Annotated in this window: 21 protein-coding genes; 19 read left to right on the forward strand and 2 right to left on the reverse strand. The window is 35.0% G+C overall.

Annotated features, from left to right (window positions below; translation table 11 throughout):
- The first annotated feature begins 24 nt into the window (after positions 1 to 24).
- The 8 genes from BLQ19_RS02920 (at position 25) to BLQ19_RS02955 (ending at position 8658) form a co-directional block, all read left to right on the forward strand.
- Positions 25 to 1506 (forward strand): AAA family ATPase, encoded by a 1482-nt coding sequence (locus BLQ19_RS02920; RefSeq protein ID WP_025616154.1) that lies wholly within the window; start codon positions 25 to 27, stop codon positions 1504 to 1506.
- A gap of 5 nt (positions 1507 to 1511) precedes the next feature.
- Positions 1512 to 2012: a hypothetical protein gene (locus tag BLQ19_RS02925; protein WP_074537317.1), complete on the forward strand. Its 501-nt coding sequence runs from the start codon at positions 1512 to 1514 to the stop codon at positions 2010 to 2012.
- A 155-nt stretch (positions 2013 to 2167) separates the two neighbouring features.
- A complete protein-coding gene (locus tag BLQ19_RS02930) occupies positions 2168 to 2866 on the forward strand; it encodes a hypothetical protein (RefSeq protein WP_024482192.1) in 699 nt (232 codons plus the stop codon).
- Between the two features lie 10 nt (positions 2867 to 2876).
- Complete coding sequence (locus tag BLQ19_RS02935) at positions 2877 to 3998, forward strand: MgtC/SapB family protein (protein WP_024482193.1); 1122 nt, start codon at positions 2877 to 2879, stop codon at positions 3996 to 3998.
- Positions 3999 to 4032: 34 nt separating this feature from the next.
- The gene (locus BLQ19_RS02940; protein ID WP_024482194.1) at positions 4033 to 5847 is read left to right on the forward strand and encodes an OmpA family protein; all 1815 of its coding nucleotides are present in this window, start codon (positions 4033 to 4035) and stop codon (positions 5845 to 5847) included.
- A gap of 84 nt (positions 5848 to 5931) precedes the next feature.
- Positions 5932 to 6702 (forward strand): ABC transporter permease, encoded by a 771-nt coding sequence (locus tag BLQ19_RS02945; RefSeq protein ID WP_081688293.1) that lies wholly within the window; start codon positions 5932 to 5934, stop codon positions 6700 to 6702.
- Between the two features lie 6 nt (positions 6703 to 6708).
- The gene (locus tag BLQ19_RS02950) at positions 6709 to 7539 is read left to right on the forward strand and encodes an energy-coupling factor ABC transporter ATP-binding protein (RefSeq protein ID WP_029450317.1); all 831 of its coding nucleotides are present in this window, start codon (positions 6709 to 6711) and stop codon (positions 7537 to 7539) included.
- Between the two features lie 282 nt (positions 7540 to 7821).
- Positions 7822 to 8658 carry an N-acetylmuramoyl-L-alanine amidase-like domain-containing protein gene (locus BLQ19_RS02955; RefSeq protein ID WP_074537318.1) on the forward strand — a complete coding sequence of 279 codons (837 nt, stop codon included), beginning with the start codon at positions 7822 to 7824 and terminating at the stop codon, positions 8656 to 8658.
- Between the two features lie 170 nt (positions 8659 to 8828).
- On the opposite strand, the gene BLQ19_RS02960 is transcribed toward BLQ19_RS02955, so the two are convergent.
- Both BLQ19_RS02960 and BLQ19_RS02965 read right to left on the reverse strand, forming a co-directional pair.
- Positions 8829 to 9623: a ThuA domain-containing protein gene (locus BLQ19_RS02960; protein ID WP_074537319.1), complete on the reverse strand. Its 795-nt coding sequence runs from the start codon at positions 9621 to 9623 to the stop codon at positions 8829 to 8831.
- Positions 9624 to 9709: 86 nt separating this feature from the next.
- Positions 9710 to 10597 (reverse strand): helix-turn-helix transcriptional regulator, encoded by an 888-nt coding sequence (locus tag BLQ19_RS02965; RefSeq protein WP_025616158.1) that lies wholly within the window; start codon positions 10595 to 10597, stop codon positions 9710 to 9712.
- Between the two features lie 202 nt (positions 10598 to 10799).
- On the opposite strand from BLQ19_RS02965, the gene hemA reads away from it, so the two are divergent.
- From hemA to BLQ19_RS03020, 11 genes are read left to right on the forward strand one after another with little or no spacing between them, the layout of a single operon-like run.
- Positions 10800 to 12056, forward strand: coding sequence for a glutamyl-tRNA reductase (hemA, locus tag BLQ19_RS02970; RefSeq protein WP_025616159.1), 1257 nt, complete (start codon positions 10800 to 10802; stop codon positions 12054 to 12056).
- Positions 12053 to 13627 (forward strand): hydroxymethylbilane synthase, encoded by a 1575-nt coding sequence (gene hemC, locus BLQ19_RS02975; RefSeq protein ID WP_074537320.1) that lies wholly within the window; start codon positions 12053 to 12055, stop codon positions 13625 to 13627. The genes hemA and hemC overlap by 4 nt, the downstream gene beginning before the upstream one ends.
- A 15-nt stretch (positions 13628 to 13642) precedes the next feature.
- Positions 13643 to 15391, forward strand: coding sequence for a TrkH family potassium uptake protein (locus BLQ19_RS02980; RefSeq protein ID WP_074537321.1), 1749 nt, complete (start codon positions 13643 to 13645; stop codon positions 15389 to 15391).
- Between the two features lie 5 nt (positions 15392 to 15396).
- Positions 15397 to 16086 (forward strand): potassium channel family protein, encoded by a 690-nt coding sequence (locus BLQ19_RS02985; protein WP_255352094.1) that lies wholly within the window; start codon positions 15397 to 15399, stop codon positions 16084 to 16086.
- A gap of 36 nt (positions 16087 to 16122) precedes the next feature.
- Positions 16123 to 16494, forward strand: a complete 372-nt coding sequence (locus BLQ19_RS02990; protein ID WP_074537322.1) for a bleomycin resistance protein — start codon at positions 16123 to 16125, stop codon at positions 16492 to 16494.
- Position 16495: 1 nt separating this feature from the next.
- Positions 16496 to 17521: a uroporphyrinogen decarboxylase gene (gene hemE / locus BLQ19_RS02995; protein WP_024482205.1), complete on the forward strand. Its 1026-nt coding sequence runs from the start codon at positions 16496 to 16498 to the stop codon at positions 17519 to 17521.
- A 59-nt stretch (positions 17522 to 17580) separates the two neighbouring features.
- Positions 17581 to 18345 carry an EI24 domain-containing protein gene (locus tag BLQ19_RS03000; protein ID WP_029450324.1) on the forward strand — a complete coding sequence of 255 codons (765 nt, stop codon included), beginning with the start codon at positions 17581 to 17583 and terminating at the stop codon, positions 18343 to 18345.
- Between the two features lie 40 nt (positions 18346 to 18385).
- The gene (locus BLQ19_RS03005; RefSeq protein WP_034665368.1) at positions 18386 to 18925 is read left to right on the forward strand and encodes a GNAT family N-acetyltransferase; all 540 of its coding nucleotides are present in this window, start codon (positions 18386 to 18388) and stop codon (positions 18923 to 18925) included.
- On the forward strand, positions 18915 to 19817 hold the full coding sequence (hemF, locus tag BLQ19_RS03010) for an oxygen-dependent coproporphyrinogen oxidase (protein ID WP_074537375.1): 903 nt from the start codon (positions 18915 to 18917) through the stop codon (positions 19815 to 19817). Before BLQ19_RS03005 ends, hemF begins: the two co-directional genes overlap by 11 nt.
- Before the next feature lie 27 nt (positions 19818 to 19844).
- Positions 19845 to 21155, forward strand: coding sequence for an ATP-binding protein (locus tag BLQ19_RS03015; protein ID WP_024482208.1), 1311 nt, complete (start codon positions 19845 to 19847; stop codon positions 21153 to 21155).
- Positions 21155 to 22378, forward strand: a complete 1224-nt coding sequence (locus BLQ19_RS03020; protein ID WP_074537323.1) for a tetratricopeptide repeat protein — start codon at positions 21155 to 21157, stop codon at positions 22376 to 22378. The genes BLQ19_RS03015 and BLQ19_RS03020 overlap by 1 nt, the downstream gene beginning before the upstream one ends.
- The last annotated feature ends 10 nt before the right edge of the window (positions 22379 to 22388 follow it).

Below are 22388 nucleotides of genomic sequence, written 5' to 3' on the forward strand. Positions count from 1 at the left end.
AACGTATTGCTTAGCACCAACAAAATGAACCAAGACCACGATACTATTACGCCTGAATTTATAGATGTATTGAGAAAAGAAGGAAACAAAGCCTGGAGTATTTGTCTTTCATTAAATGCTGATCATAAATTTAAAAGCGCCTTAAAAGGAATTACTGATGAAAGTTTTTCTGGAACACAATACAAAGCAGAACATTTGGTACTGAGAGATATTGTTACTTTATACAATACCTTTACCTTAACATATAATGCGAAATCAAGAATACCAAACAAGATAAAATTTACCCTTATTTTTCTTTATGAAAAGCTTCAAGGAAAAGATCTTGCTCAGTCTTTTGATATTCAAAAATTAGCAAAGTTACCCTTAGCGAAACATTTTGATGCTAATGTGCAGCTTATCCAGGATACCTCTTTTTTTCAGCCTAAAGAAGCACTCAAAACAGAATACATTTCTACTTTAATTTTAGATAAAATAAAAAGTAATGAGTTTGATGCCATAGCTTCCTTTTTAAATAGGATTGCGTTATTAATGGCACAAGCTGATGGTGTGGTCGCCGAAAAAGAGGAGCAGTTATTAAAGACTATTTCTAAAAAAATTACCAACCCAAAAAGAAGCTTAGACCATTCTAACTACATAGAAGTTCCTGAAGATGATACGATAGAAAAAGTCTTAGAAGAGTTAAACGAACTTGTTGGTTTAGAAGAGATAAAGAAAGATGTAAATGATCTTATCAATTTCTTAAAAGTTCAAAAAATACGAGAAGAGAATGGTTTAAAAGCCAATAAAACGTCACTCCACTTTGTTTTTATGGGACCTCCTGGAACAGGAAAAACCACGGTAGCAAGAATGTTAGGAAGAATTTTTAAACATTTAGGGTACTTAAAGAGGGGGCATTTAGTAGAAACAGATAGATCTGGTATGGTTGCAGGCTACGTTGGGCAGACCGCACTAAAAGCCGATGAAATTATTAGCGCTGCTTCAGACGGAGTTCTTTTTATAGACGAAGCATATTCTTTAACCTCTGGCGGATTAAATGACTTTGGATCAGAAGCCATTGAAGTTCTTTTAAAACGTATGGAAGACTTAAGAGACAGCCTCGTTGTTGTGGTTGCTGGATATCCTGATGAAATGGAGATTTTTATCCAATCTAATCCTGGGCTACAATCTCGCTTTAATCGCTATTTAAATTTTGATCATTACAAACCAGATGCTTTATTAGCCATATTTAAGTTAATAACCAAGAAATCTGATTTTACACTTACCCCAGATGCTGAAGACAAACTTTCTGAAATTATCATAAGCGTTTATGATAAAAGACATAAAAGCTTTGGTAATGCTAGAACCATGCGTAATCTATTCGAAAAAATAATTCAAAGGCAAGCCAATAGAATTGTCAATATTACTCCGATAACTGAAGAAATCTTAATCACGATTACTGAAGAAGATATTCCTGAAATAGCTGTCGCCGTAAAAGAGATTAGCATTTTTGATACTGAAAATTCCTAAAATATATGAGCATACAAGATATTATTACCTGGTTTGACTCGCACCATGCTGCTGTTCTCTACTATTTTGGGATAGCACTGGTGCTGGCGCTACTTTGCACCTACATCGTAAATGCAAAAAATATTAGTACGGTAAAATATGTCATGTCTTTTTTAGTATATGCGGTGACTATTCCTGGCGTTTTAGCTTTATTCTTATTACTATATAATATTTTATTTCTGGGCTCAAGCATGCTTCAACTAGGTTTGGTTACCTATTTTTCACCCATAGTAGCCATGATATTAATTCTTCTAATTTTAAATAGAAAAATTAAAATGTCTAAATTACCAGGGTTTACGCGCTTATCTAGTTTAATTATTATCATAGGGATATCATTTGTCCTATTATTCATACTTCAGAGGTCATACTTTGGAGTGATATTCTTAGGAGGCTTTACACAACTTTTGCTAGTCTTTGCAGTTATAATGATAGTATTGAGAGTTGCTTGGAATAAATTTGCAAAATAATTTGTAACAAAGTTGAAATATCGAATACCTATAAAAAGAGAAGAAAATAGCATTTAACAAGTAGTAAATAAGCTATAATAGGTAAAATTACCTAATTTTATAGCCTAATACTGCAACAGTACATATTTTAACAGTAAAAGATAACCACCCTTGCCATGGCAAAAGAAAAATTTAATTGGAAATCACTTTTTGTAAATGACGAAAATGCGTCAACGACCACTACTTCTAAATCAGAAGAAAAGATTGATTTTCCGAATGAACCAACACCAACATCATCTAGCACTCAGTTTCCACAAAGTAGTGCTCCTCAGCGCAGCCAAGTAACATCTACTAACATCGATAACGCTATTTTAAATAGTGTTATTGAAATGTATGAATCTGGATTTGAATCATTAAACCTACCTGGTTATGATTTTTATGAATTTTTTAAAGCGATAAAAGCCGTAGGTTCTAACGACCCTAATGTATATAAAATGGCTTTTACTATGGCCCAAAGTGTTGATGCTAAAGTAACCAAAGAGTCGCTTTTAGATGGTGCAAATTTTTACATCAAAGAAATTAATGATGTGCACGAGCAGTACCACACCAAGGGGAATGCCAAAAAAGAAGAATTTCAATCTAGCTTATTACATCAGAAAGAAACCTTATCTACGGAGATAGCCGAATTGGAAAAACAAATTCTTCAATTACAAACTCAGGCTAGTGATAAGAAAAATCAGTTAAATGCGCTGGAAAATGGCACTTCTACTGAGATGACCGATATAGAACAAAAAATTACTGCGAATGATATCGCGAAAACAAAAATTCTGGAGATTATTACAACAGTAGCAGACGGAATTAAAATCAACCTATAAATACCCTTAAATGAATACGGAAGAATCAAAAAGTCATGTATTAGACTTACCTATTTTAAAGCATTTTGATGACGAAAAGGGTGAAATTTCATTAAACCCTAACAACTGGAGAAATGGTGAAAAAGGGTTAAATACCGCTATAAAACTAGCCTTGTTTGCTGCCGTTGGTTATGGCGCTTGGGTTTACATCCTACCACCGCTTTTCACTGCCTTAGGACAAATCATTGCCCTTGCCGGTGTTGCTATCTTTGTAGTATTCTTTATCCTTATGCTTCCTGTTATTTTCAAAGGGCTGCGTAGGTTAACAAGAGCGTTGCATAAATCGCTAATAAAATACGATCCGTTTGGGGAGCTGCACGAGCAAAAGCAGAAGATGCTTAGAAACCGAAAAGTTTTTAAAGAGTCTAAAGCAAAAATAAAAGCTTTAAAAAGCAATATGGAAGCAGAGTCTTTCAAAGCTGAGAAAGAAGCAAAAGAATATCAAGACCGTGTTGTAACCTTACAGAAACAAGCTCAGAAGATTAAAACTGAGATGGAACGTTTAGTGGGAGAGAAAGGCTCAGCAGGAAAAGATACCGATGAGTATGTAGAATTACATAGTGCGTTGGCTAAGAAATTATCTGAATCGCAACGTGTAACGCATCAACTAGAACAAAGCAAAAGCTTTATTCAAAAATACGGAAGCCGTGCTAATGTCATGGGAAAATTAGACCGTAAACTTACTTTAGCAGGAACAGCCATAGATATCAAGATATCAGATTTTGAAGTTACTATTCAGATGCTAGAGAAAGAGTATGCTTTTGCAAAATCTGCAAGAGAAGCTACAGAAGGAGCAAAATCTGCCATGCATTTTACAAAAGACTGGGAGTTAGAATATGCTTTAGACGTGATTACAGAAACTATTGCTATGGATATTGCCAGAACGCAAGAGAACTTATCAGACATAGATATGCTTACCAGTAAGTATGATATTGATAGTGATGAATTGTACTCTCAATTAGACACCTTAGCTGATAAAATAAAAACAGGAAAAGATTATGTTCCTGATTCGAAGAAATACAAGAATCCAAATTACAAACTAACACAAGAAGACAAGCAAGAGAGTGGCGGTTTTGGAAATATGTTTGATTAACTTTTTAAATACTAAATAACTAAACACAATAACAATGGGTAAGATTTTACGAACAAAAAAACTCACCACCTTATCAGAATTATTAATCGTAGTCGTCTTATTAGGCGGTATATTAGGTGCAGTCTATTATTTTGCACCAGGATTGCGAGTTGGTGAAGCTAAAACATTAGACGAGCTAAATGTAGATAAGAATGAAGTAAACAATGTAATTACTTCTGCAAAGCTACCATTACCATCTACTAGTACCTCTAGTGATGTTAAGAACAAACCACTAGTACGTATTGCCGCTTATGCATGGAATGCACAATCTGGTATTATTGTAGCTAACGGAGGTCCTAAAACCACCAAAGGTTCTTTAATGGAACGTAATGGGGTTAATCTTGAAATTATTCGTCAGGATTGGTTATCAGAATTACGTAACATGCAGATGAAATTCGTTGAAGAATTTGATCGAGGTGAAGAGTATCCTGATGCCGATAAAAGTGCTTTTGCTATTATCATGATGGGAGATGGCGCTCCATTTTACATCAGTACTATGCAACAAGCATTAGATGATAAATTTGGAAAAGATAAATACCACGTACAAGTAGTTGGTGCAGTTGGTATTAGTTATGGTGAAGATAAATTAATTGGCCCACCAAGCTGGAAAGTAGATCCTAAAAGCATGAAAGGTGCTTTAATTTCAACTGTTCTAGGTGATGGTGACTGGGTTACAGCACTTAACTATGCTTTTGCAAACGGACTTAAAGTAAATCCAGATTCTAATACGTATGATCCTGAAGCGGTAAACTTCTACCCTTCTCAAGATGATGATTATATAAAATCTGCTGAAGAACTTATTAAATCTCAAAAATCTGGATGGACAGTACCTTTAAAAGAGGTTAAAAACGGAAAACTTACCGGAAAAACAATCAACAAAAAGATTGATGGTTGTGCTACTTGGACTCCTGGTGACAAAATGGTTTTTGATGCTTTAAGCGGATTTACAGATGTTGCTTCTACCAAAGAATTCAATAACCAAATGGCTACTACAGTTATTGCGGTTAAAGAATGGTCTACTCAACATCCACAAATTGTAAGTAATATATTGAAGTCGGCCTTAACAGCTTCAAACCAAATGAAACAATATGACGAGTGGCAGGTAAGAGCTTCTGAAGCTGTTGCAGATACTTATGATCTTGAAAATGCCAAGTATTGGTATGACATGTTTAAAGGTCAGAAAGGAAGTAAAAACGGAATTGATTACAACATGGGTGGATCAAGAGTTTTTAACTATTCTGATGTTATGCAATATTACGGGATTACAGATGGTACAAACCGTTACAAGGCAGTATACAACCAAGTATCTACCTACTTAAAGGAATTAAATCCTTTTGGTTTCAATGAATCTGTAAAACGTATTGTTCCTTATGAGGAAGCTGTAAACTTGTATTTCATTAAAAACATTAATGACATTGAGTCTGGTACAGCGTACAAAGCAGATTATACGAAAGAAGCTAGTGAAGTAATGGCCTCTGGAGAATGGAATATTAGTTTTGATACGGGTAGCGCAAATATTTCTGCGTCTTCTCAAAGTACTTTAGAGACCATTTACAACCTTTTAATCCAAGCAGAAGACACCAAGCTTAGCTTAGAAGGCCATACAGATGACACAGGTTCTAGCGAAGCTAACTATGACTTATCACAACGAAGAGCACAAGCTGTCGTAAACTTCTTAAGAAGTAAAGGCATTCCTCAGTCACGTTTTCAAAACGTAATTGGAAAAGGAGAAGATGAGCCTGTTGAAAGTAATACAACAAATTCTGGAAGAGCTAAAAACCGTAGGGTAGTTATTGTTCTTTTAAAATAAAATAATTTTAAAATTCACAAAACCGCTCCAATTTTGCAATAGTATTTTGGCGCGGTTTTATGTTTATACTAACTTGTAATCATCATGAAAAATATATTCACACCCTTTGAAAATGTAAGCAAGAACACTCGGCTTATGATTATTCTTGTTTGGGTTTTAGCCCTTTTTGGAGTTTGGTTTGCCTCAAGCATGGGCGATAGGCATTTATTCCCTTCTCCTCAACAAGTTTTACAGGGTTTTATAGAACTTTATAATGAAGGTCTGGTGGTACATATCGGAAGTTCACTTCTATTGTGTTTTTCGGCTATTATTATCGCCATCCTTATCTCACTAACATTTAGCTACCTGTCTACCGTTCCGGTAATTCAACCCGTAGCAAAGGCCCTGAGTAAATTAAGATATTTACCGCTTACTGGTATCACATTTTATCTAGCGATACTAATTAGTGACGCTAGAACCATGCAAATATGGGTTTTAGTCGTGTTTATGAGTACCTACCTAACCACCTCACTTTTGAGTATGGTAAATAGCATTCCCCAAGAAGAGTTTGACCATGCTAGATCTCTAGGATGTAACCGCTGGGAAGTTTTATGGGAAGTTGTCGTAAAAGGAAGAATAGATTATGTTATTGATGTTATCCGTCAAAACCTAGCTATTGTTTGGATGATGTTAGTTACGGTAGAATCTATATTGGTTGCCGCAGGAGGATTAGGTTTCCTAATTAAAAACTCTGATAAGTTCATGAATCATGGAAGAATTATTGCTCTACAAATTGTGATTCTAGCCGTAGGTCTTTCTATTGATTTTGTATTAAACTATTTAAGAAAAAGCTTTTTCAGATATTCAAAAATATAATTAGAGATGAATTACAGCAGTGAAAATACATTACTCTATGTTGAAAACCTAAGCGTGGCTTATGGTGATAAAACAATCATAAAGGATATTAACCTTGTTGAAAAAGATGTTATTAGAACAGGCGAAGTTACAGGGCAAGTTATTGCCGTTGTAGGCCGTTCTGGAACAGGAAAATCTACCTTCTTCAAAGCTTTAACAGGTTTAGTAAAGCCTACTTCTGGAAAAGTATTGATTGCAGATACCACCACCGAAAATGCCCAAAATGATGCCAAAGAGGTGCATGAAGGAGATATTGGTTTTGTAGATCAAAAATATACCTTGTTTAGAAACAAAACAGTCTATGAGGCCTTACTTTTTGCTTTGCGCAATAAAGAGATGCCTAAAGAAGCTAAACACGAGCAAATTGTCACCTATTTAAAAGACTGGGGACTTGAAAAAGCAAAGGACCAATATCCTTGTGAGCTTTCTGGTGGGCAACGCCAAAGAACCGCAATTATAGAACAGATATTTTCATCGGGGCACTACATGGTCTTAGACGAACCTTTTTCTGGTTTAGACGTTGGTAATATTGAAGATGTAAAAAATGCCTTTAAATTGATTACTAAGAGTCATGAATACAATACTATCATCTACTCTACCCATGACATTGAACTGGCAGTAGAATTAGCAGACAGTATTTATGTGATAGGATACCCTGAAATAGACGGTAAGAAAATGACGTACGGAAGTATCGTAAAGCATTTTGACATGAAAGAAATTGGTCTAGCTTGGAAAGAATTTGGACTAGGACATCTAGACATTGTTAAGCAAATAAAAAATATAATGCTTCAATCTTAGCATAGCGCAATGCAAGCTGCTTCAAGAGCAATGAAGGATATTTCAGCGCAAGCAGAGCAGATTATATAGGACAAACCGAATATTGTAGCCCTTGAAAAATTTGCCATCTATCCTACAGCTTTAAAAGCGTACTTAGTAAGCAACATAGATGATGCTTTTATCTTAAATCAAGTCAAGAAAATTACAGATTTAAAACTAGAAGCAGCTAAAGGTAGTATCGTTAGCGGTATGCATCTGCATCGGTACTGTTGAACAATTATTTTGAATAAATCATATTACATTATGAAGATACTATTTCTTATAGCGCTATTATTTACAAACTTCAGTTTTGCACAACAAATTACCTGCTCTCCTCAAAGCAAAGAAGCTGTTCATGCTAAGATTAAAGAAGTGAAGGCGCTTAAAAAAGTAGAAATAGGCAATACCATAGTAGCTGTTGGAAAAACATTTCTAGGAACTCCATACGTTGCCAAAACATTAGAAATTGGAACCACAGAATCTTTAGTGGTGAATTTAGAAGGTTTAGATTGTACCACCTTTGTTGAAAATGTTTTAGCCTTCTCGCTCTTAAAGAGCAGTGATAGCACAAGTTTTGATGCATTTATCAAAACTCTTGAAACCATTCGGTATAAAAATGGAACGCTAAATGGTTACCCATCACGTTTACATTACTTTACAGAGTGGATAGCAAACAATCAGTTTAAAGGATTAGTAACAGATATAACTGCTAAAATTGGCGGAACTCCTGTGCAAAAGGAAATAAACTTCATGAGCACACACCGAGAACTATACCCTTTTTTAAAAGATGATAATGCCAACCTAGCGCAGATACAAGCTTCTGAACAGTATTTAAATAATCAGGAGTTTTGCATTTTAGAAAAGAACACTATTGCAGCCAATGAACACCTCATACAATCTGGAGATATCATAGCCCTGACCACTTCTATAAAAGGTTTAGATATTACTCACACCGGAATAGCTACTAGAGAAAAAGATGGTCGCATTCACTTATTACACGCTTCTACTTCAGGAGCGGTTAAAATATCTGAAAAGCCTTTAGTAGATTATTTAAAAGGGATTAAGAGCAATACTGGGATTATGGTTGTTCGGGTCAATTAACGCTCTTATTCACAAGAATAATTCATAACTAAGTTACAAGCAATTATAATTAATCCTTTTAGTTAGTTACTCTTAAAAGAACTAACAAATCTTCCTAAAAAACAAAATTCGGTATACTAATCAAGAGATGAGCACACCGAATTTATATATGGTACTAAAACGTTAATAGTTTATCGCTTCAAACACCATTCTATACCACCTAATAAATGTTGTCTAAAATTAGCGTCATCAAAAGCAGCATCGGTATGACCTAAACCAGTATAAAATGCTCTACCACCATCAAATTCGTGAAACCAGGCAATAGGATGATTATCACCATTTTTACCACCTTCGTAACTTGTTTCATCTAACTTAAGTAACACATTTAAAGATGGATTTATATTTTTAAAATTATACCACTCATCAAAATGGCTCCATGTACCCTCTAAATGTTGTGTTGCCGCATGATCACCATTGATAACATCTAATGTTGCTTGCTGTTGTTTTGGATGATTTAAAAAATACGCCCCCACCAATTTACCATACCAAGGCCATTCATATTCCGTATCGGTTGCAGCATGAATACCCAAGTAACTACCGCCGTTTTTGATATAATTCTCAAAAGCTACTTGCTGTTCATCACCTAAAACATCTCCAGTAGTGCTTAGAAATACAACTAATTGGTATTTTTTAAGATTTGCGGCATTAAACTGCAATGAATCATCGGTTTGGTAAACCTCAAATTTATTAGATAGACCTAATTCTTTAATAGTAGAAACCCCTTTTTCTATAGATCCATGCCTATAGCCCGCGGTTTTAGTAAATATTAAAACTTTAGGCTTTAATGCTTCTAATTTAGTTTTTGAAATTTTTAAAGGTTCCGGGTGATTTAGCACCACTTGCTGATCTACAACCTTCGTTGTAGCACAAGAACCTAAGATTAAAAATAGAGCTCCCAGAAGAATACCAGAAAAAACAGAATTCATAATGTGTGTATTTAATGAACTCTAAATATCGGTATTTCTAAGACACAAGACTATAACTAGTGTCCCAAAATGGAGCAAAATTGTGTTTATCCGGCCAATGCCATTAAATATTTCTTTGGTGTAGTACCATACTTCTTCTTAAAAGCCGCTATAAAGTGACTCGAAGTACTGTAACCAACTTTAAGACCTACTTCATTAACATTATGCTGACCGCTTTCTAACATTTTACGCGCATACTCCATTTTATAATCGAATAAAAAACTAAAAACAGAATCGCCATAAATTTGTTTAAAACCTTCTTTTAATTTTTTTATTGGCAGCCCTATTTCATCCGAAAGTTCGGTGAGCGTAGGTGGTTCTGCCATTCTGGAAATAATGATTTCTTTTGCCTTACGGATTCTCCGTACATTGTCCTCGTCTACCAAGAAAGGACATTGTTCTAAATCTGCATCTGAACTTTTATTAAAATAGAGAGAAATAAGCTCATAGACCTTTCCTTTTATATAGAGTTCTTTTATAGAAGGATGAAGATTGTAATTCATCATCTGACTAAGAATTACCGCTATTGCAGGACTAAAACCTTCTTGACTGTAATATTTTTTGTCTTTATTATCTTTATTCAAGAACGGAATGTAATCTGCTTCTTTAGAGAATAAAGAATGAAACTTACGAATGGTCATTACTACAGATACAATCCAAGAATTTGGACTCAGTTCTAAATTAAGAGGTAAATCTATTTGCGTATTATAGAGCAAAAGCGAATTCTCCTCTGGCACTTCTAAAGCATAGCGCCCATCATTAAAAATAAACTTAGCACTACCCTTCAAACAAAAATGAAACTGAATAAAGGAACTGTCTATTTGCTTGCTAACTTTTTGAATATCAATGCTATCATTCTGAATTTTTAGCGCAAAAAAACCTTCATCAATTAACACCTCTTCAAATGAACCTTGAGCGTCATTTATTTCATCCATAACCGTATAAATTATATTTATCACCAATTTAGAAGTATTCTAAATTGGCAGACCCATGGTCATATATTCCCTATAAAATTAAGCTAAATAGTAGAATTAGCATGGAAAAAGCTGCAAAATTCTTGAAACGACACTAATTGTTCCGCTAGCGTTACTTTTATCAAAACCATGGAAGTACTTTTGCCACGATTGCAAAGATTACATGAAAGATTATCACATTTCTAAACACAACTCGTTTTATACGATTGGACTTAACTACAAAAAGGCAGATGCCGAAATTCGTGGTAAGTTCAGCTTAAACGAATTAGCCATAGACAGTTTACTGATACAAGCTAAAGGCCAAGGTATAGATGGACTCTTAGTTACATCAACATGTAACAGAACTGAACTATACGGTTTTGCACAACACCCTTTTCAACTTATAAAATTACTTTGCGACAATACTTTAGGTACTGTTGAAGAATTTCAAGAGGTAGCCTATGTCTATAAAAATAATGACGCCATAAGTCATTTATTCAAAGTAGGTACAGGATTAGATAGTCAGATTCTTGGAGATTTCGAAATTATAAGTCAATTACGACAAAGCTTTAATCGCTCTAAAAAATTAGAAATTGCCAATCCGTTTATAGAACGCCTTTGCAACTCTGTAATACAAGCTAGCAAAAAGATAAAAAACGAAACTGAAATTTCTTCAGGAGCTACTTCCGTATCCTTTGCTTCGGTTCAGTATATTATGAGAAATGTACCCGAAATTTCAACAAAGAATATTTTATTATTCGGAACAGGAAAAATAGGAAGAAACACCTGTGAGAACTTGATTAAACACACAGCAAACTCTCACATTACGCTTATCAACAGAACAAAAGATAAGGCAGAGAAAATTGCAGGCAAATTCAACTTAGTAGTAAAAGACTACGGGGATTTACAAACAGAGATTAGAAATACAGATGTATTGATTGTCGCTACAGGAGCACAATCACCGACAATTTCTAAGGAGTTAATATACACCAAGAAGCCGCTATTAATTTTAGATTTATCTATTCCGAAAAATGTATCTGATGATGTTACTGAGTTACCAAATGTAACCCTAATACATCTAGATCATCTTTCGCAAATGACGGATGAAACATTAGAAAAAAGAAAGCAGTTTATTCCTGAGGCAGAAGCTATTATTGAGCAAATAAAAGAAGAATTTATCCAGTGGTTAGAAACTAGAAAATTTGCTCCCGTTATAAAAGCATTAAAAAAGAAGCTTAAAGTAATGAAAGATGAAGAACTCAACTTTCAAAGCAAGAAGTTATCTGATTTTAATTCCGTTCAAGCAGACATTGTTTCTGAACGTATTATTCAAAAAATCACCAAACAATTCGCAAATCACTTAAAAGGCGATGATATTGATGCTGATAACAGTTTGGCGTTAATTCAAAAAGTGTTTCAATTAGAAGTAGAAAGTAAATGAGTAAGATAATCCGCATTGGAACACGTGATAGTGAATTGGCACTATGGCAAGCAAAAACCGTACAGAAACAATTAAAAGAACAAGGATACCAATCGGTATTAGTTCCTGTTAAATCTATAGGTGATTTGGTTTTAGACAAGCCACTTCATGAATTAGGTATTACGGGTGTCTTTACAAAAACATTAGACATTGCAATGCTTAAAGGCGAAATTGATATTGCTGTACATTCTATGAAAGATGTACCAACGGTATTGCCAAAAGGTATTGTACAAGCTGCTGTTTTAAAGCGCGGTAATTACATGGATATTTTAGCTTTTAAAAATAACGAAGAGTTTCTTGGACAGAAAGAAGCGGTTATTGCCACCGGAAGCTTACGAAGAAAAGCACAATGGCTTAATAGATACCCAAGTCATGAGATTGTAGACTTACGTGGTAACGTTCAAACAAGAGCAGAGAAACTAGACAACAATGACTGGAACGGCGCCATATTTGCGGCAGCTGGTCTAGAACGTGTTGGTTTAGAATTTGAAAATACTATAGGATTAACATGGATGGTTCCTGCCCCTGCTCAAGGTGCAGTGGTTGTCGTTGCTTTAGAAGATGATGAGTTTTCTAAAAATGCATGTAAGGAATTAAACCATAAAGAAACTGAAATCTGTACTACTTTAGAACGTAAGTTCTTAAACCTTTTAGAAGGTGGTTGTACCGCTCCTATTGGAGCCTTAGCTATAATTAAGGATACCAATATAAGTTTAAAAGGAGTTTTACTAAGTGTTGACGGAAAGAAAAAAATTGAAGTAGAGTTCACCTCAAAATTAGGCAAACACGAAAACTTAGCCGAAGCATGTGTAGAACGCATATTTAGCCGTGGTGGAAAATTACTAATGAGTGAAATTGCAGGAATCACGAAAGAACCTGTTGTTTTCTCTACTAAAAAATTAACTACGGAACAAGCAGAGCGTTTTGATTCTAAAATAGCGGTGGCTTCAGAAGATTTTATTCAAATTAGCTTAAATAGAATTCCAAGACTTACCTTAAAGGCAGCGCATAAAAACGTAATAATTACAAGCCAAAATGCTGTTGAAGCGTTAATTGCTAGTATCAATCCTGAAGAGCTTAAATTTGAAAATATCTATTGCGTGGGTCGTAAAACCAAGCGCTTAATAGAAAGAAGAATTGGAAAGGTTACTCATTTTGAAAGCAGTGCAAAAGAGCTAGCAGACTACCTCGTAGAACACATAGATGGAACTACAGCAAGCTATTTCTGTAGCAATATACGCTTAGATGAATTACCTAGCATCTTAGCAGAGCATAGAATTGAACTTACCGAGATAGAAGCCTATAGCACCAAAAAATCACCCGTAAAAGTAGCAAACTCTATAAAAGGCGTGCTCTTTTACAGCCCTTCTACTATAGACAGCTATCTTCAAGAAAATACTTCTGATGTAGTTGCTTATTGTATTGGAGACACTACAGCTACGGAAGCTAAAAAACATTTCTCAAAAGTTCACACCGCTAAAATGCCTACCTTAGAGTCTGTTATTGACTTAGTTAATAAAGACTACGAGTAATTTAGACCGTTAATCATGTGGAATAAAGTCAGGTTATCTAGCCTTGCCGTTCTATTCTTAGATCTTGGCTTGGTAATCTTTTTAATTTACGACTTTGGTTTTAAAGACTACCAGGATTTAAGACAGTACAAATTAATTGTGCTGCCCACCTTAGTATTAGCGTTAATCCTATTTAATCTCTATAAGTATAGGCTTTTTAAAAGGCAGCGCAAATCAAACATTAGCCCCAAAATAAATCTTTACTACCTCTCCCTACTCGTTATAGTAGAAGTGGTTACTATCATTAGCGATTTTGAAATCTCTTTGTTTGATAGTTTTTTCAATCTGCGTTATGTTATTGAGTACGGCCTTTTATTTTACTTTTTCATTCGAATCTCCTTTTTGGTACGTAAAATATATGCCATCTATTTTAACCCTGCGATTTTGTTTGTTGGAAGTTTTGCCATCATCGCATTAGGAGGAACATTTTTATTAATGCTACCAGCCTCTACTACTCATGGCATATCATTTATAGACGCTTTGTTTACCGCCACAAGTGCTACCTCTGTTACCGGATTAATTGTAGTAGATACTGCCAAAGATTTTACGTCTTTTGGGCAAACGGTTATCATGGTAGTTTTTCAATTAGGAGGCTTGGGGATGTTAACGTTTACTTCCTTTTTTGCTTATTTTTTCAAAACAGGATCCTCGTTTAGAGAAAGTCTTTATATGAAAGACATTATGGGAAATAATGATGAACTAGGCGGAATCATGAAAAGAGTAATGCAAGTTGTTGCTTTTTCATTGCTAGTTGAAGCATTGGGCGCTGTTTTGATTTACACCTCCTTACCCAATTCTGACACCATACCCAATCAAGGATTTTTTGCCGTATTTCATGCCGTATCAGCATATTGTAATGCAGGCTTCTCCTTAGAGTCAATGGGCTTGTATGATATTAATCTTAGGTTTAATTATTATTTACAATGGATACTAATGGCCCTCATCATTTTTGGAGGATTAGGGTACCACATTGCCTTTAATGTCATACAATACGTAAAAAGGTTTATCACCAACCTCTTTAGATCTAAAAACAAAATTTTTATCTCTAGAGTCATTCTACTGAATACCAAGATTGTCTTATACACTTCCGCTCTACTAGTTGTTTGCGGAACCGGATTTTTCTTAATTTCTGAGCAACATACCAATTTAATAGAACATACCACTTGGTTTGGAAAATTAACTACCTCGTTATTCTCTTCTGTAACCGCAAGAACAGCGGGGTTTAACACCGTAGACTATGCTAATTTTAGTATTCCAGGCATCCTGTTTATGATATTTCTGATGTGGATAGGAGCATCACCCGCCTCTACCGGTGGAGGAATTAAAACCACTACGTTTGCCATTGCCACATTGAACGTGTTTTTTGTTGCTAAAGACCAACCATATATAGAAATAGGGACACGAAGAATCGCAGCACAATCTGTACGTAGAGCTTTTGCTATTATGGCTATTTCATTAGCTAGTATTGGAACAGGTATCTTATTTTTGCTCATATTTAACCCAGAATTTAGTTTGCTACAAATAGCCTTTGAAGTATTTTCTGCCTTTAGTACCGTTGGTGTATCTATGGGAATTACCGCTTCACTTTCAGACCTAAGTAAGTTGGTCTTAATTTTATTGATGTTTTTAGGAAGAATAGGTCTTTTAAATTTAATGATTGGATTATTGAAAAATGTGAGTCAGGCAGACTATAGTTATCCTGAAGAAAATATATTAATAAATTAACCAAAATTGCTCGTATGAAAATTATAGTTATCGGACTTGGAAATTTTGGAATGTCGGCCGCCATCAACCTATCAAACACTAACAATGAAGTGATTGCGGTAGATGTGGACCCTGAGAAAATCAGTCAAATAAAAGATCAAGTTGCACATGCAGTAGCCTTTGATGCCAAAAAAGAATCTGCGTATAACTCACTACCCTTAAAAAATACAGATTTAGTTATTATTGCTATTGGAGATAGAAACGGTACGGCTATTATGAGTACCGCCATTATAAAGAAATTAACCAATGCTAAAATAATTGCTAGGGCGTCTTCCCCTATTGAAGATACCATCTTACAAGCCATGGGTGTAGATCAAATTATACATCCTGAAAGAGAATTTGCAGAGAAATTCACAAAAACCATTAATTTAGATGGGAGCATTGATAATTTTGAAGTAGATGAGGACCATTTAGTTTCGGAAATTGAAGTCCCGAAAGACCTGATAGGCACAACTATACTAGCCTCTAAATTTAGAGAAAATTACGATGTAAATATTATTACAATCATACGGCAACAAAAAAAGAAAAACATTTTAGGAAGTACCTACACGAAGAAAGACGTACTAGGCACACCAGATCCTAACACCGTTTTACAAAAAGGAGATATCCTTGTTGTATTCGGTAAGGACAAAAATATCAAAAGAATATTAAAATAATTTATACCAATTGTTTTTTTCTAATAAATTAAACCTATGCTACACGCAATTCATCCTAAATTACCGATGCGCAATAAAACTGTAACAAAACAGTACTACATTGACCAATTAGGCTTTAATGAACTGGGCACTGTAGCGTATGATGATTATCTTATGATTAGTAAAGATGCTATAGAGATTCATTTTTTTAAGTTTGAAGCACTTAAACCCAAGGAAAATTACGGACAAGTATACATAAGAACAACTAACATTACTAAATTATACCAAACGTTTTTAAATAAGAAAATTTCTATTCACCCTAACGGTTCCTTAAATTTGAAACCTTGGGGACTAAAAGAATTTTCAATCTTAGATCCTGATCATAATTTAATAACCTTTGGAGAACAACTATTAAAAAATAGCTTATAACATGATAAAAAACGATTTATTCTTACGCGCATTAAAAGGAGAAACAGTAGAACGTCCACCTGTATGGATGATGCGCCAAGCAGGTAGGTATTTACCTGAATTCATGGAAATTAAAAAAGAATATGATTTCTTTACAAGATGTCAAACTCCGGAGTTAGCCTCTGAAATCACCGTACAACCAATTCGCAGATATGGCATGGATGCCGCTATTTTATTCTCTGATATCTTAGTGATCCCGCAGGCGATGAACATAGAGGTACAAATGAAGCCAGACTTTGGCCCGTATTTACCAAACCCTATTCGCACACAAAAAGATGTAGACGCTGTTATTGTTCCGGATGTAGAGATAGCCTTAGACTATGTAATGAAAGCTATTAAGGCCACTAAAGAGAAATTGAATGACGAAGTACCCTTAATTGGATTTGCGGGCTCTCCGTGGACTATTTTGTGTTATTGCGTTCAAGGCCAGGGAAGCAAGAATTTTGATAAAGCTAAAGAATTTTGTTTTATGCAACCTCTTGCAGCACACCAATTGCTACAAAAAATCACAGATACCACTATAGCCTACTTAAAAGCAAAAGTAAAGGCGGGTGTTAATGCCGTTCAGGTATTTGATTCCTGGGGCGGAATGCTATCGCCTACAGATTATACCGAATTTTCATGGAACTATATTCAACAAATCATAGATGCTTTAAAAGAAGAAACGCCAGTGATTGTTTTCGGAAAAGGTTGTTGGTTTGCTCTAGGTGATATGGCAAAATCCGGTGCAGCTGCCTTAGGTGTTGACTGGACCTGCTCTGCTAGAAATGCACGTTACCTAACAGGTGGGAATATTACCTTACAAGGAAATTTTGATCCTGCACGTTTGCTTTCAACACCAGCGGACATCAAAAGAATGGTTACCCAAATGATTAATGAATTTGGTAAAGATAAATATGTGGTGAATCTTGGTCATGGTATTTTGCCAAATGTTCCTGTAGATAATGCTAGAGCATTTATAGATGCCGTTAAAGAATACAAAGGATAAAATATTAGTTGCTATTATAATTGTTAGATTTATAGAACCGAACCTTAAAAAGTAAGCGTATGTTAAAAAATATTCTATTAGGTATAAAATCATATTCCGGCACATTTAAACTCATGAAAGAGCTTAAACTATGGAAGTATTTTTTTATACCAATGGTTATTAGTTTAATCACAGCATCGCTTATAGGAGTGGCTGCTTGGAGCCTATCAAGTAGTTTTGGAGAATTTATAGCTACTTTGTGGATTTGGGATTTTGGTAAAGATACCTTCACCTCTATCTCCACATTATTTAGTGGACTCATAATTCTAGTCTTAGGTTTTATCCTTTACAAGCATATTGTAATGGCGCTTTCCGCACCGTTTATGAGCCCAGTTTCCGAAAAAATTGAAGCACATTTAACAGGTGTTGAAAATCATGATCACAAAAAGACATCGTTTAATGAACAATTATGGCGCGGAATAAAAATCAATATTAGAAATTTAGGAAAAGAACTATTATATACCCTTCCATTGCTATTATTGAAACTCATTCCAGTAGTCAACATATTTTCAGCAATAGCGCTCTTTCTGTTACAAGCCTATTATGCAGGTTTTGGTAGTATGGATTACACCCTAGAACGTCATTTTAATTATAAAGATAGTATAGATTTTGTACGAAAAAATAGAGGAGCTGCCATAGGAAATGGAATAATTTTTATGCTGTTTTTATTTATACCTGTAATTGGTATCATCATCGTCCTACCACTTTCAGTTACTGCCGCATCAATAAAAACAATCGGTATAATACAAAAAAACCAATTAGAACAAAATATTATAAATAATTAAATTATAGTACGTTACATACATTTAATTAAACAACTAAATTATGATAATTGATTGCGAAACACATACTATAGAAAGCATTTCAATGAAGGATAATTGGAGAATTTGTAATTTTGCAGTAACGAATACAGACCGGCTAAAGCGCTATTTTCCGAAAACCCTAAAACAAAATCTGACACCAACCCTTTCAGAAATATTTGTTTCCCAAAAAGTTAAAGACTTTAAAGACAAAACAGAATTTCTTTTTACTTTAAAAGAAAAAGAGAAGAGGACGATTATAGGTTTGGTTTACGTAAAAAATATAGATTACGAAATAAAGCGTGCAGAATTGGCTTATGGTATTGATTATGAATATGAAGGCAAAGGAATTACCTCTAAAACCGTACGGTATATTTCTGATTGGGCAAATAAAGAATTAGGAATAGAAACGTTACAAATAATTGCCCACAAAACAAATACAGGTAGCGTAAAGGTGGCAGAAAACAACCATTATGTTTGGGTAAAAACACTGCCAAAAGAACACACACCACCAAATGAAGCTCCGTTAGATATGGAACTATATGAATTACATTATGAAAGATAAGTTTTACGCATATATTCAAACATTACAAGATACCATTACCTCAAAATTAGAAGAAGTAGATGGGGCTGTAAAATTTCAAGAAGATATTTGGGAACGTCCAGAAGGTGGTGGTGGCAGAACACGTGTCATAGAAAATGGCGCTGTTTTTGAAAAAGGAGGTGTCAATATCTCTGGTGTACATGGCGCCCTACCAGAAAGTATGCAAAAATATTTTGGCGTAAAAGATGCCGACTTTTTTGCTTGTGGACTAAGTTTAGTACTGCATCCAAAAAACCCAATGGTACCAACAGTGCATGCCAATTGGCGTTATTTTGAAATGTATGATAAAGAAGGTACTATTGTAGATCAATGGTTTGGCGGTGGTCAAGACCTAACACCTTATTATCTTTTTGAAGAAGATGCCGTGCATTTTCATTCGACATGCAAGAAGGTATGTGATGCTCATAATCCTGAATTTTACAGCAAGTATAAGAAACGATGCGACGAATATTTCTGGAACACCCATAGAGATGAAGGTCGTGGTCTAGGCGGACTCTTTTTTGATTACTGCAAAGCTACCGATGAGATGCAAATGCAAGACTGGTACAACTTTGTAACCGAAGTGGGCGATAGCTTCCTAGAAGCATATGTACCAATCGTTATAAAAAATAAAGAAAAAGCGTACACCCCTGAACAACGTACGTGGCAAGAAATTCGTCGCGGGCGTTACGTTGAGTTTAATTTAGTACACGATAAAGGCACCTTGTTCGGACTAAAAACAAACGGGCGTATTGAAAGTATTTTAATGAGCCTACCACCGCACGTTCAGTGGGTGTATGATCATCAACCCGAAAAAGGTAGTGAAGAAGAAAAATTATTAGCTGTGCTTAAAAATCCTAAAGACTGGATTTAACCAATTCATATATCAAAATAAAATTACATGCTTGAAAGTTTATTAGAAGCCTTAAAGTTTTCCCCGAATAATGTTGCTCTAAAATTGCAAATTGCCAAGTTGTATGCGCAAAATGGTGATTATACCAATTGTGAGAAACAGCTTTATGAATGTATTGATCTAGATAGTACGCATAAAGATGCTAAATATGAATTAGCCAATTGTTTTTACAAGCAAGGAAAAACCTCAGCAGCAGAAGTGCTATTAGAGGAAATTACCAAAAACTCCAATAACATTAAATACTTAGAGCTACTTTGCTATTGCCAATTAAAACAGGACAATTATAATGATGCTCAAGACACTTATAAAGACATTTTAACCATAGATCATTCTTACATCAACGAAGATTTTGATCGAAAACTCAAAATCACCACCACTTCTTCTTTTGATGACGATGACGACGATGATTTTGCAGACGAGGATGCTATTTCATTTATGAAAAAGCCAGATGTTAGCTTCAAAGATATTGGAGGCATGCACAATGTGAAAAAAGAAATCTCCCTTAAAATCATTAAACCTTTAGAACACAAAGATTTATACAAAGCCTACGGAAAGAAAATAGGAGGCGGTATATTGCTTTATGGTCCTCCAGGATGCGGTAAAACCCACTTAGCTAGAGCTACAGCGGGTGAAATAAATGCCAACTTTATTAACGTAGGAATCAATGATATCTTAGATATGTGGATCGGAAGCTCTGAGCGCAACCTACACGAGATATTTGAGACGGCACGAGAGAACACTCCTTGCGTAATCTTTATTGATGAAATTGACGCGCTCGGCGCCAATAGAAACGATATGAACAAAAATTCTGGCAGAACAGTAATCAACCAGTTTTTAGCAGAATTAGATGGTATTGATGCAGATAATGATGGAATTTTAGTGATCGGCGCTACAAATGCCCCGTGGTATTTAGACCCAGCGTTTAGAAGACCAGGGCGTTTTGACCGTATTATTTTCGTTTCGCCTCCAGATACCGAAGCACGCGAAGAAATATTTACCATTCAGCTAAAAGACAAGCCTATTGAGACTATTGATTATTCTTCATTAGCAAAAGTAACCAAAGAGTTTTCTGGTGCGGACATTAAAGCTACCATAGACGTGGCCATTGAGAGCAAATTAGAAGAGGCTTTCAAAGACGGCATCCCAAAACCATTATCAACAAAAGATATTTTGAAGGCAGCAAAAAAAATGAAGGCAACCACTAAAGAATGGTTTAGTTCTGCTAAAAATTATGCATTGTACTCCAATGATGGCGGTCTATATGACGAAATACTGACATACTTAAACATCAAAAAATAATGGAATCAGTACATAAAGATAGAGGGATTCAATTATTTGAATTAGGACGCATTAAGGATGCCATTGATCACTTTAAAAAAGCAATTTCTGAAGATCATGAAGATTGGACGAGTAAGTTTTATTTGGCCATTTGTTACTTAAACGAAAAGCAATTAGAAGAAGCTGAAAAAATTACAGAACGCCTTTTAGAAGATACACCTAATGATGCCAATGTATTTTATCTAAAAGCAAAAATTAAGTTACAAAAAGATGAGTATGACGCATCTCGCAAATTCATAGACATGGCCATTGCCATAAACCCTTATGATGCAGATTACTTTGGACACAAAGCAGGCCTATTACTACAAAAGAAAAAATTTGAAGAAGGTTTAGAAGCGGTTAATGAAGGTTTAAGGATTGATGCAAAAAATGCTTATTGTCTAAACCTAAGAGCACAGATCTTAACCAAACTTAATAGAATACCTGAAGCAGACCAGACGGTTGAAGATATATTATATGACAATCCAGAAGACAGTTATTCTCACGCCAATATAGGCTGGGTGCAATTAGAAAATGGCAATCATAAAAAAGCTTTAGACCATTTTAAACAAGCCCTACAGTTTGACCCTAACTTTGAGTATGCCCGTGAAGGGATGACTACAGCCCTAAAAAGCAAGAATTTTATCTATAGATGGTATCTAAAATATTCTTTTTGGATGGCCAAGCAGTCATCAAAAAACCAATGGGTATTTATTATTGGTTTATACATTGCATATCGTGTAGCGGTTAAATTATTGGATAGCGCGGGACTTTCGTACGTAGCTATTCCGCTTATCATAGCCTATTTGCTTTTTGCCCTTGGCGGGTGGATTATGGAACCACTTTCTAATACCATTCTTAATTTTGATAAATACGGCAAATTCCTTTTAGATAAAAACGAAAAAATAAGTGGTTTTATTTTTGGAAGCTTGGCACTATTGGGAGTTATCTCCATTACCCTATTTTATGCATTTGGCTTTCAATACGGCTTAACTTTAGCCATAGCTTTCATCTGCACCTTAATACCGCTTCCAGGAGCGTTTTTAATCACAAAAAAGAAGCCAAGAGTATTTGGCATGGCCTATGGCTGCACTATGCTAGCAATTGCCTTTATAGGCCCCTTATTTACCACCCTTATGTTCACACAACTCATCATATTTTTTATGATGGTTGGCTATACTTGGATTGGTAATATTGGAAAATAATAAAATGATT

Origin of the sequence: Cellulophaga baltica, from assembly GCF_900102165.1 — a bacterium.
Lineage (GTDB): Bacteria > Bacteroidota > Bacteroidia > Flavobacteriales > Flavobacteriaceae > Cellulophaga > Cellulophaga baltica.

Coding starts and splice junctions, on each gene's coding strand:
- BLQ19_RS02930 (WP_024482192.1), top strand. CDS start 2,168: ATGGCAAAAGAAAAATTTAATTGGAAATCACTTTTTGTAAATGACGAA.
- BLQ19_RS02965 (WP_025616158.1), bottom strand. CDS start 10,597: ATGGATGAAATAAATGACGCTCAAGGTTCATTTGAAGAGGTGTTAATT.
- BLQ19_RS02980 (WP_074537321.1), top strand. CDS start 13,643: ATGTGGAATAAAGTCAGGTTATCTAGCCTTGCCGTTCTATTCTTAGAT.
- hemF (WP_074537375.1), top strand. CDS start 18,915: ATGAAAGATAAGTTTTACGCATATATTCAAACATTACAAGATACCATT.
- BLQ19_RS03020 (WP_074537323.1), top strand. CDS start 21,155: ATGGAATCAGTACATAAAGATAGAGGGATTCAATTATTTGAATTAGGA.
- BLQ19_RS03005 (WP_034665368.1), top strand. CDS start 18,386: ATGATAATTGATTGCGAAACACATACTATAGAAAGCATTTCAATGAAG.
- BLQ19_RS03000 (WP_029450324.1), top strand. CDS start 17,581: ATGTTAAAAAATATTCTATTAGGTATAAAATCATATTCCGGCACATTT.
- hemA (WP_025616159.1), top strand. CDS start 10,800: ATGAAAGATTATCACATTTCTAAACACAACTCGTTTTATACGATTGGA.
- hemE (WP_024482205.1), top strand. CDS start 16,496: ATGATAAAAAACGATTTATTCTTACGCGCATTAAAAGGAGAAACAGTA.
- BLQ19_RS02960 (WP_074537319.1), bottom strand. CDS start 9,623: ATGAATTCTGTTTTTTCTGGTATTCTTCTGGGAGCTCTATTTTTAATC.
- BLQ19_RS02955 (WP_074537318.1), top strand. CDS start 7,822: ATGAAGATACTATTTCTTATAGCGCTATTATTTACAAACTTCAGTTTT.
- BLQ19_RS02990 (WP_074537322.1), top strand. CDS start 16,123: ATGCTACACGCAATTCATCCTAAATTACCGATGCGCAATAAAACTGTA.
- hemC (WP_074537320.1), top strand. CDS start 12,053: ATGAGTAAGATAATCCGCATTGGAACACGTGATAGTGAATTGGCACTA.
- BLQ19_RS02940 (WP_024482194.1), top strand. CDS start 4,033: ATGGGTAAGATTTTACGAACAAAAAAACTCACCACCTTATCAGAATTA.
- BLQ19_RS02945 (WP_081688293.1), top strand. CDS start 5,932: ATGAAAAATATATTCACACCCTTTGAAAATGTAAGCAAGAACACTCGG.
- BLQ19_RS02925 (WP_074537317.1), top strand. CDS start 1,512: ATGAGCATACAAGATATTATTACCTGGTTTGACTCGCACCATGCTGCT.
- BLQ19_RS03015 (WP_024482208.1), top strand. CDS start 19,845: ATGCTTGAAAGTTTATTAGAAGCCTTAAAGTTTTCCCCGAATAATGTT.
- BLQ19_RS02950 (WP_029450317.1), top strand. CDS start 6,709: ATGAATTACAGCAGTGAAAATACATTACTCTATGTTGAAAACCTAAGC.
- BLQ19_RS02935 (WP_024482193.1), top strand. CDS start 2,877: ATGAATACGGAAGAATCAAAAAGTCATGTATTAGACTTACCTATTTTA.
- BLQ19_RS02920 (WP_025616154.1), top strand. CDS start 25: ATGAACCAAGACCACGATACTATTACGCCTGAATTTATAGATGTATTG.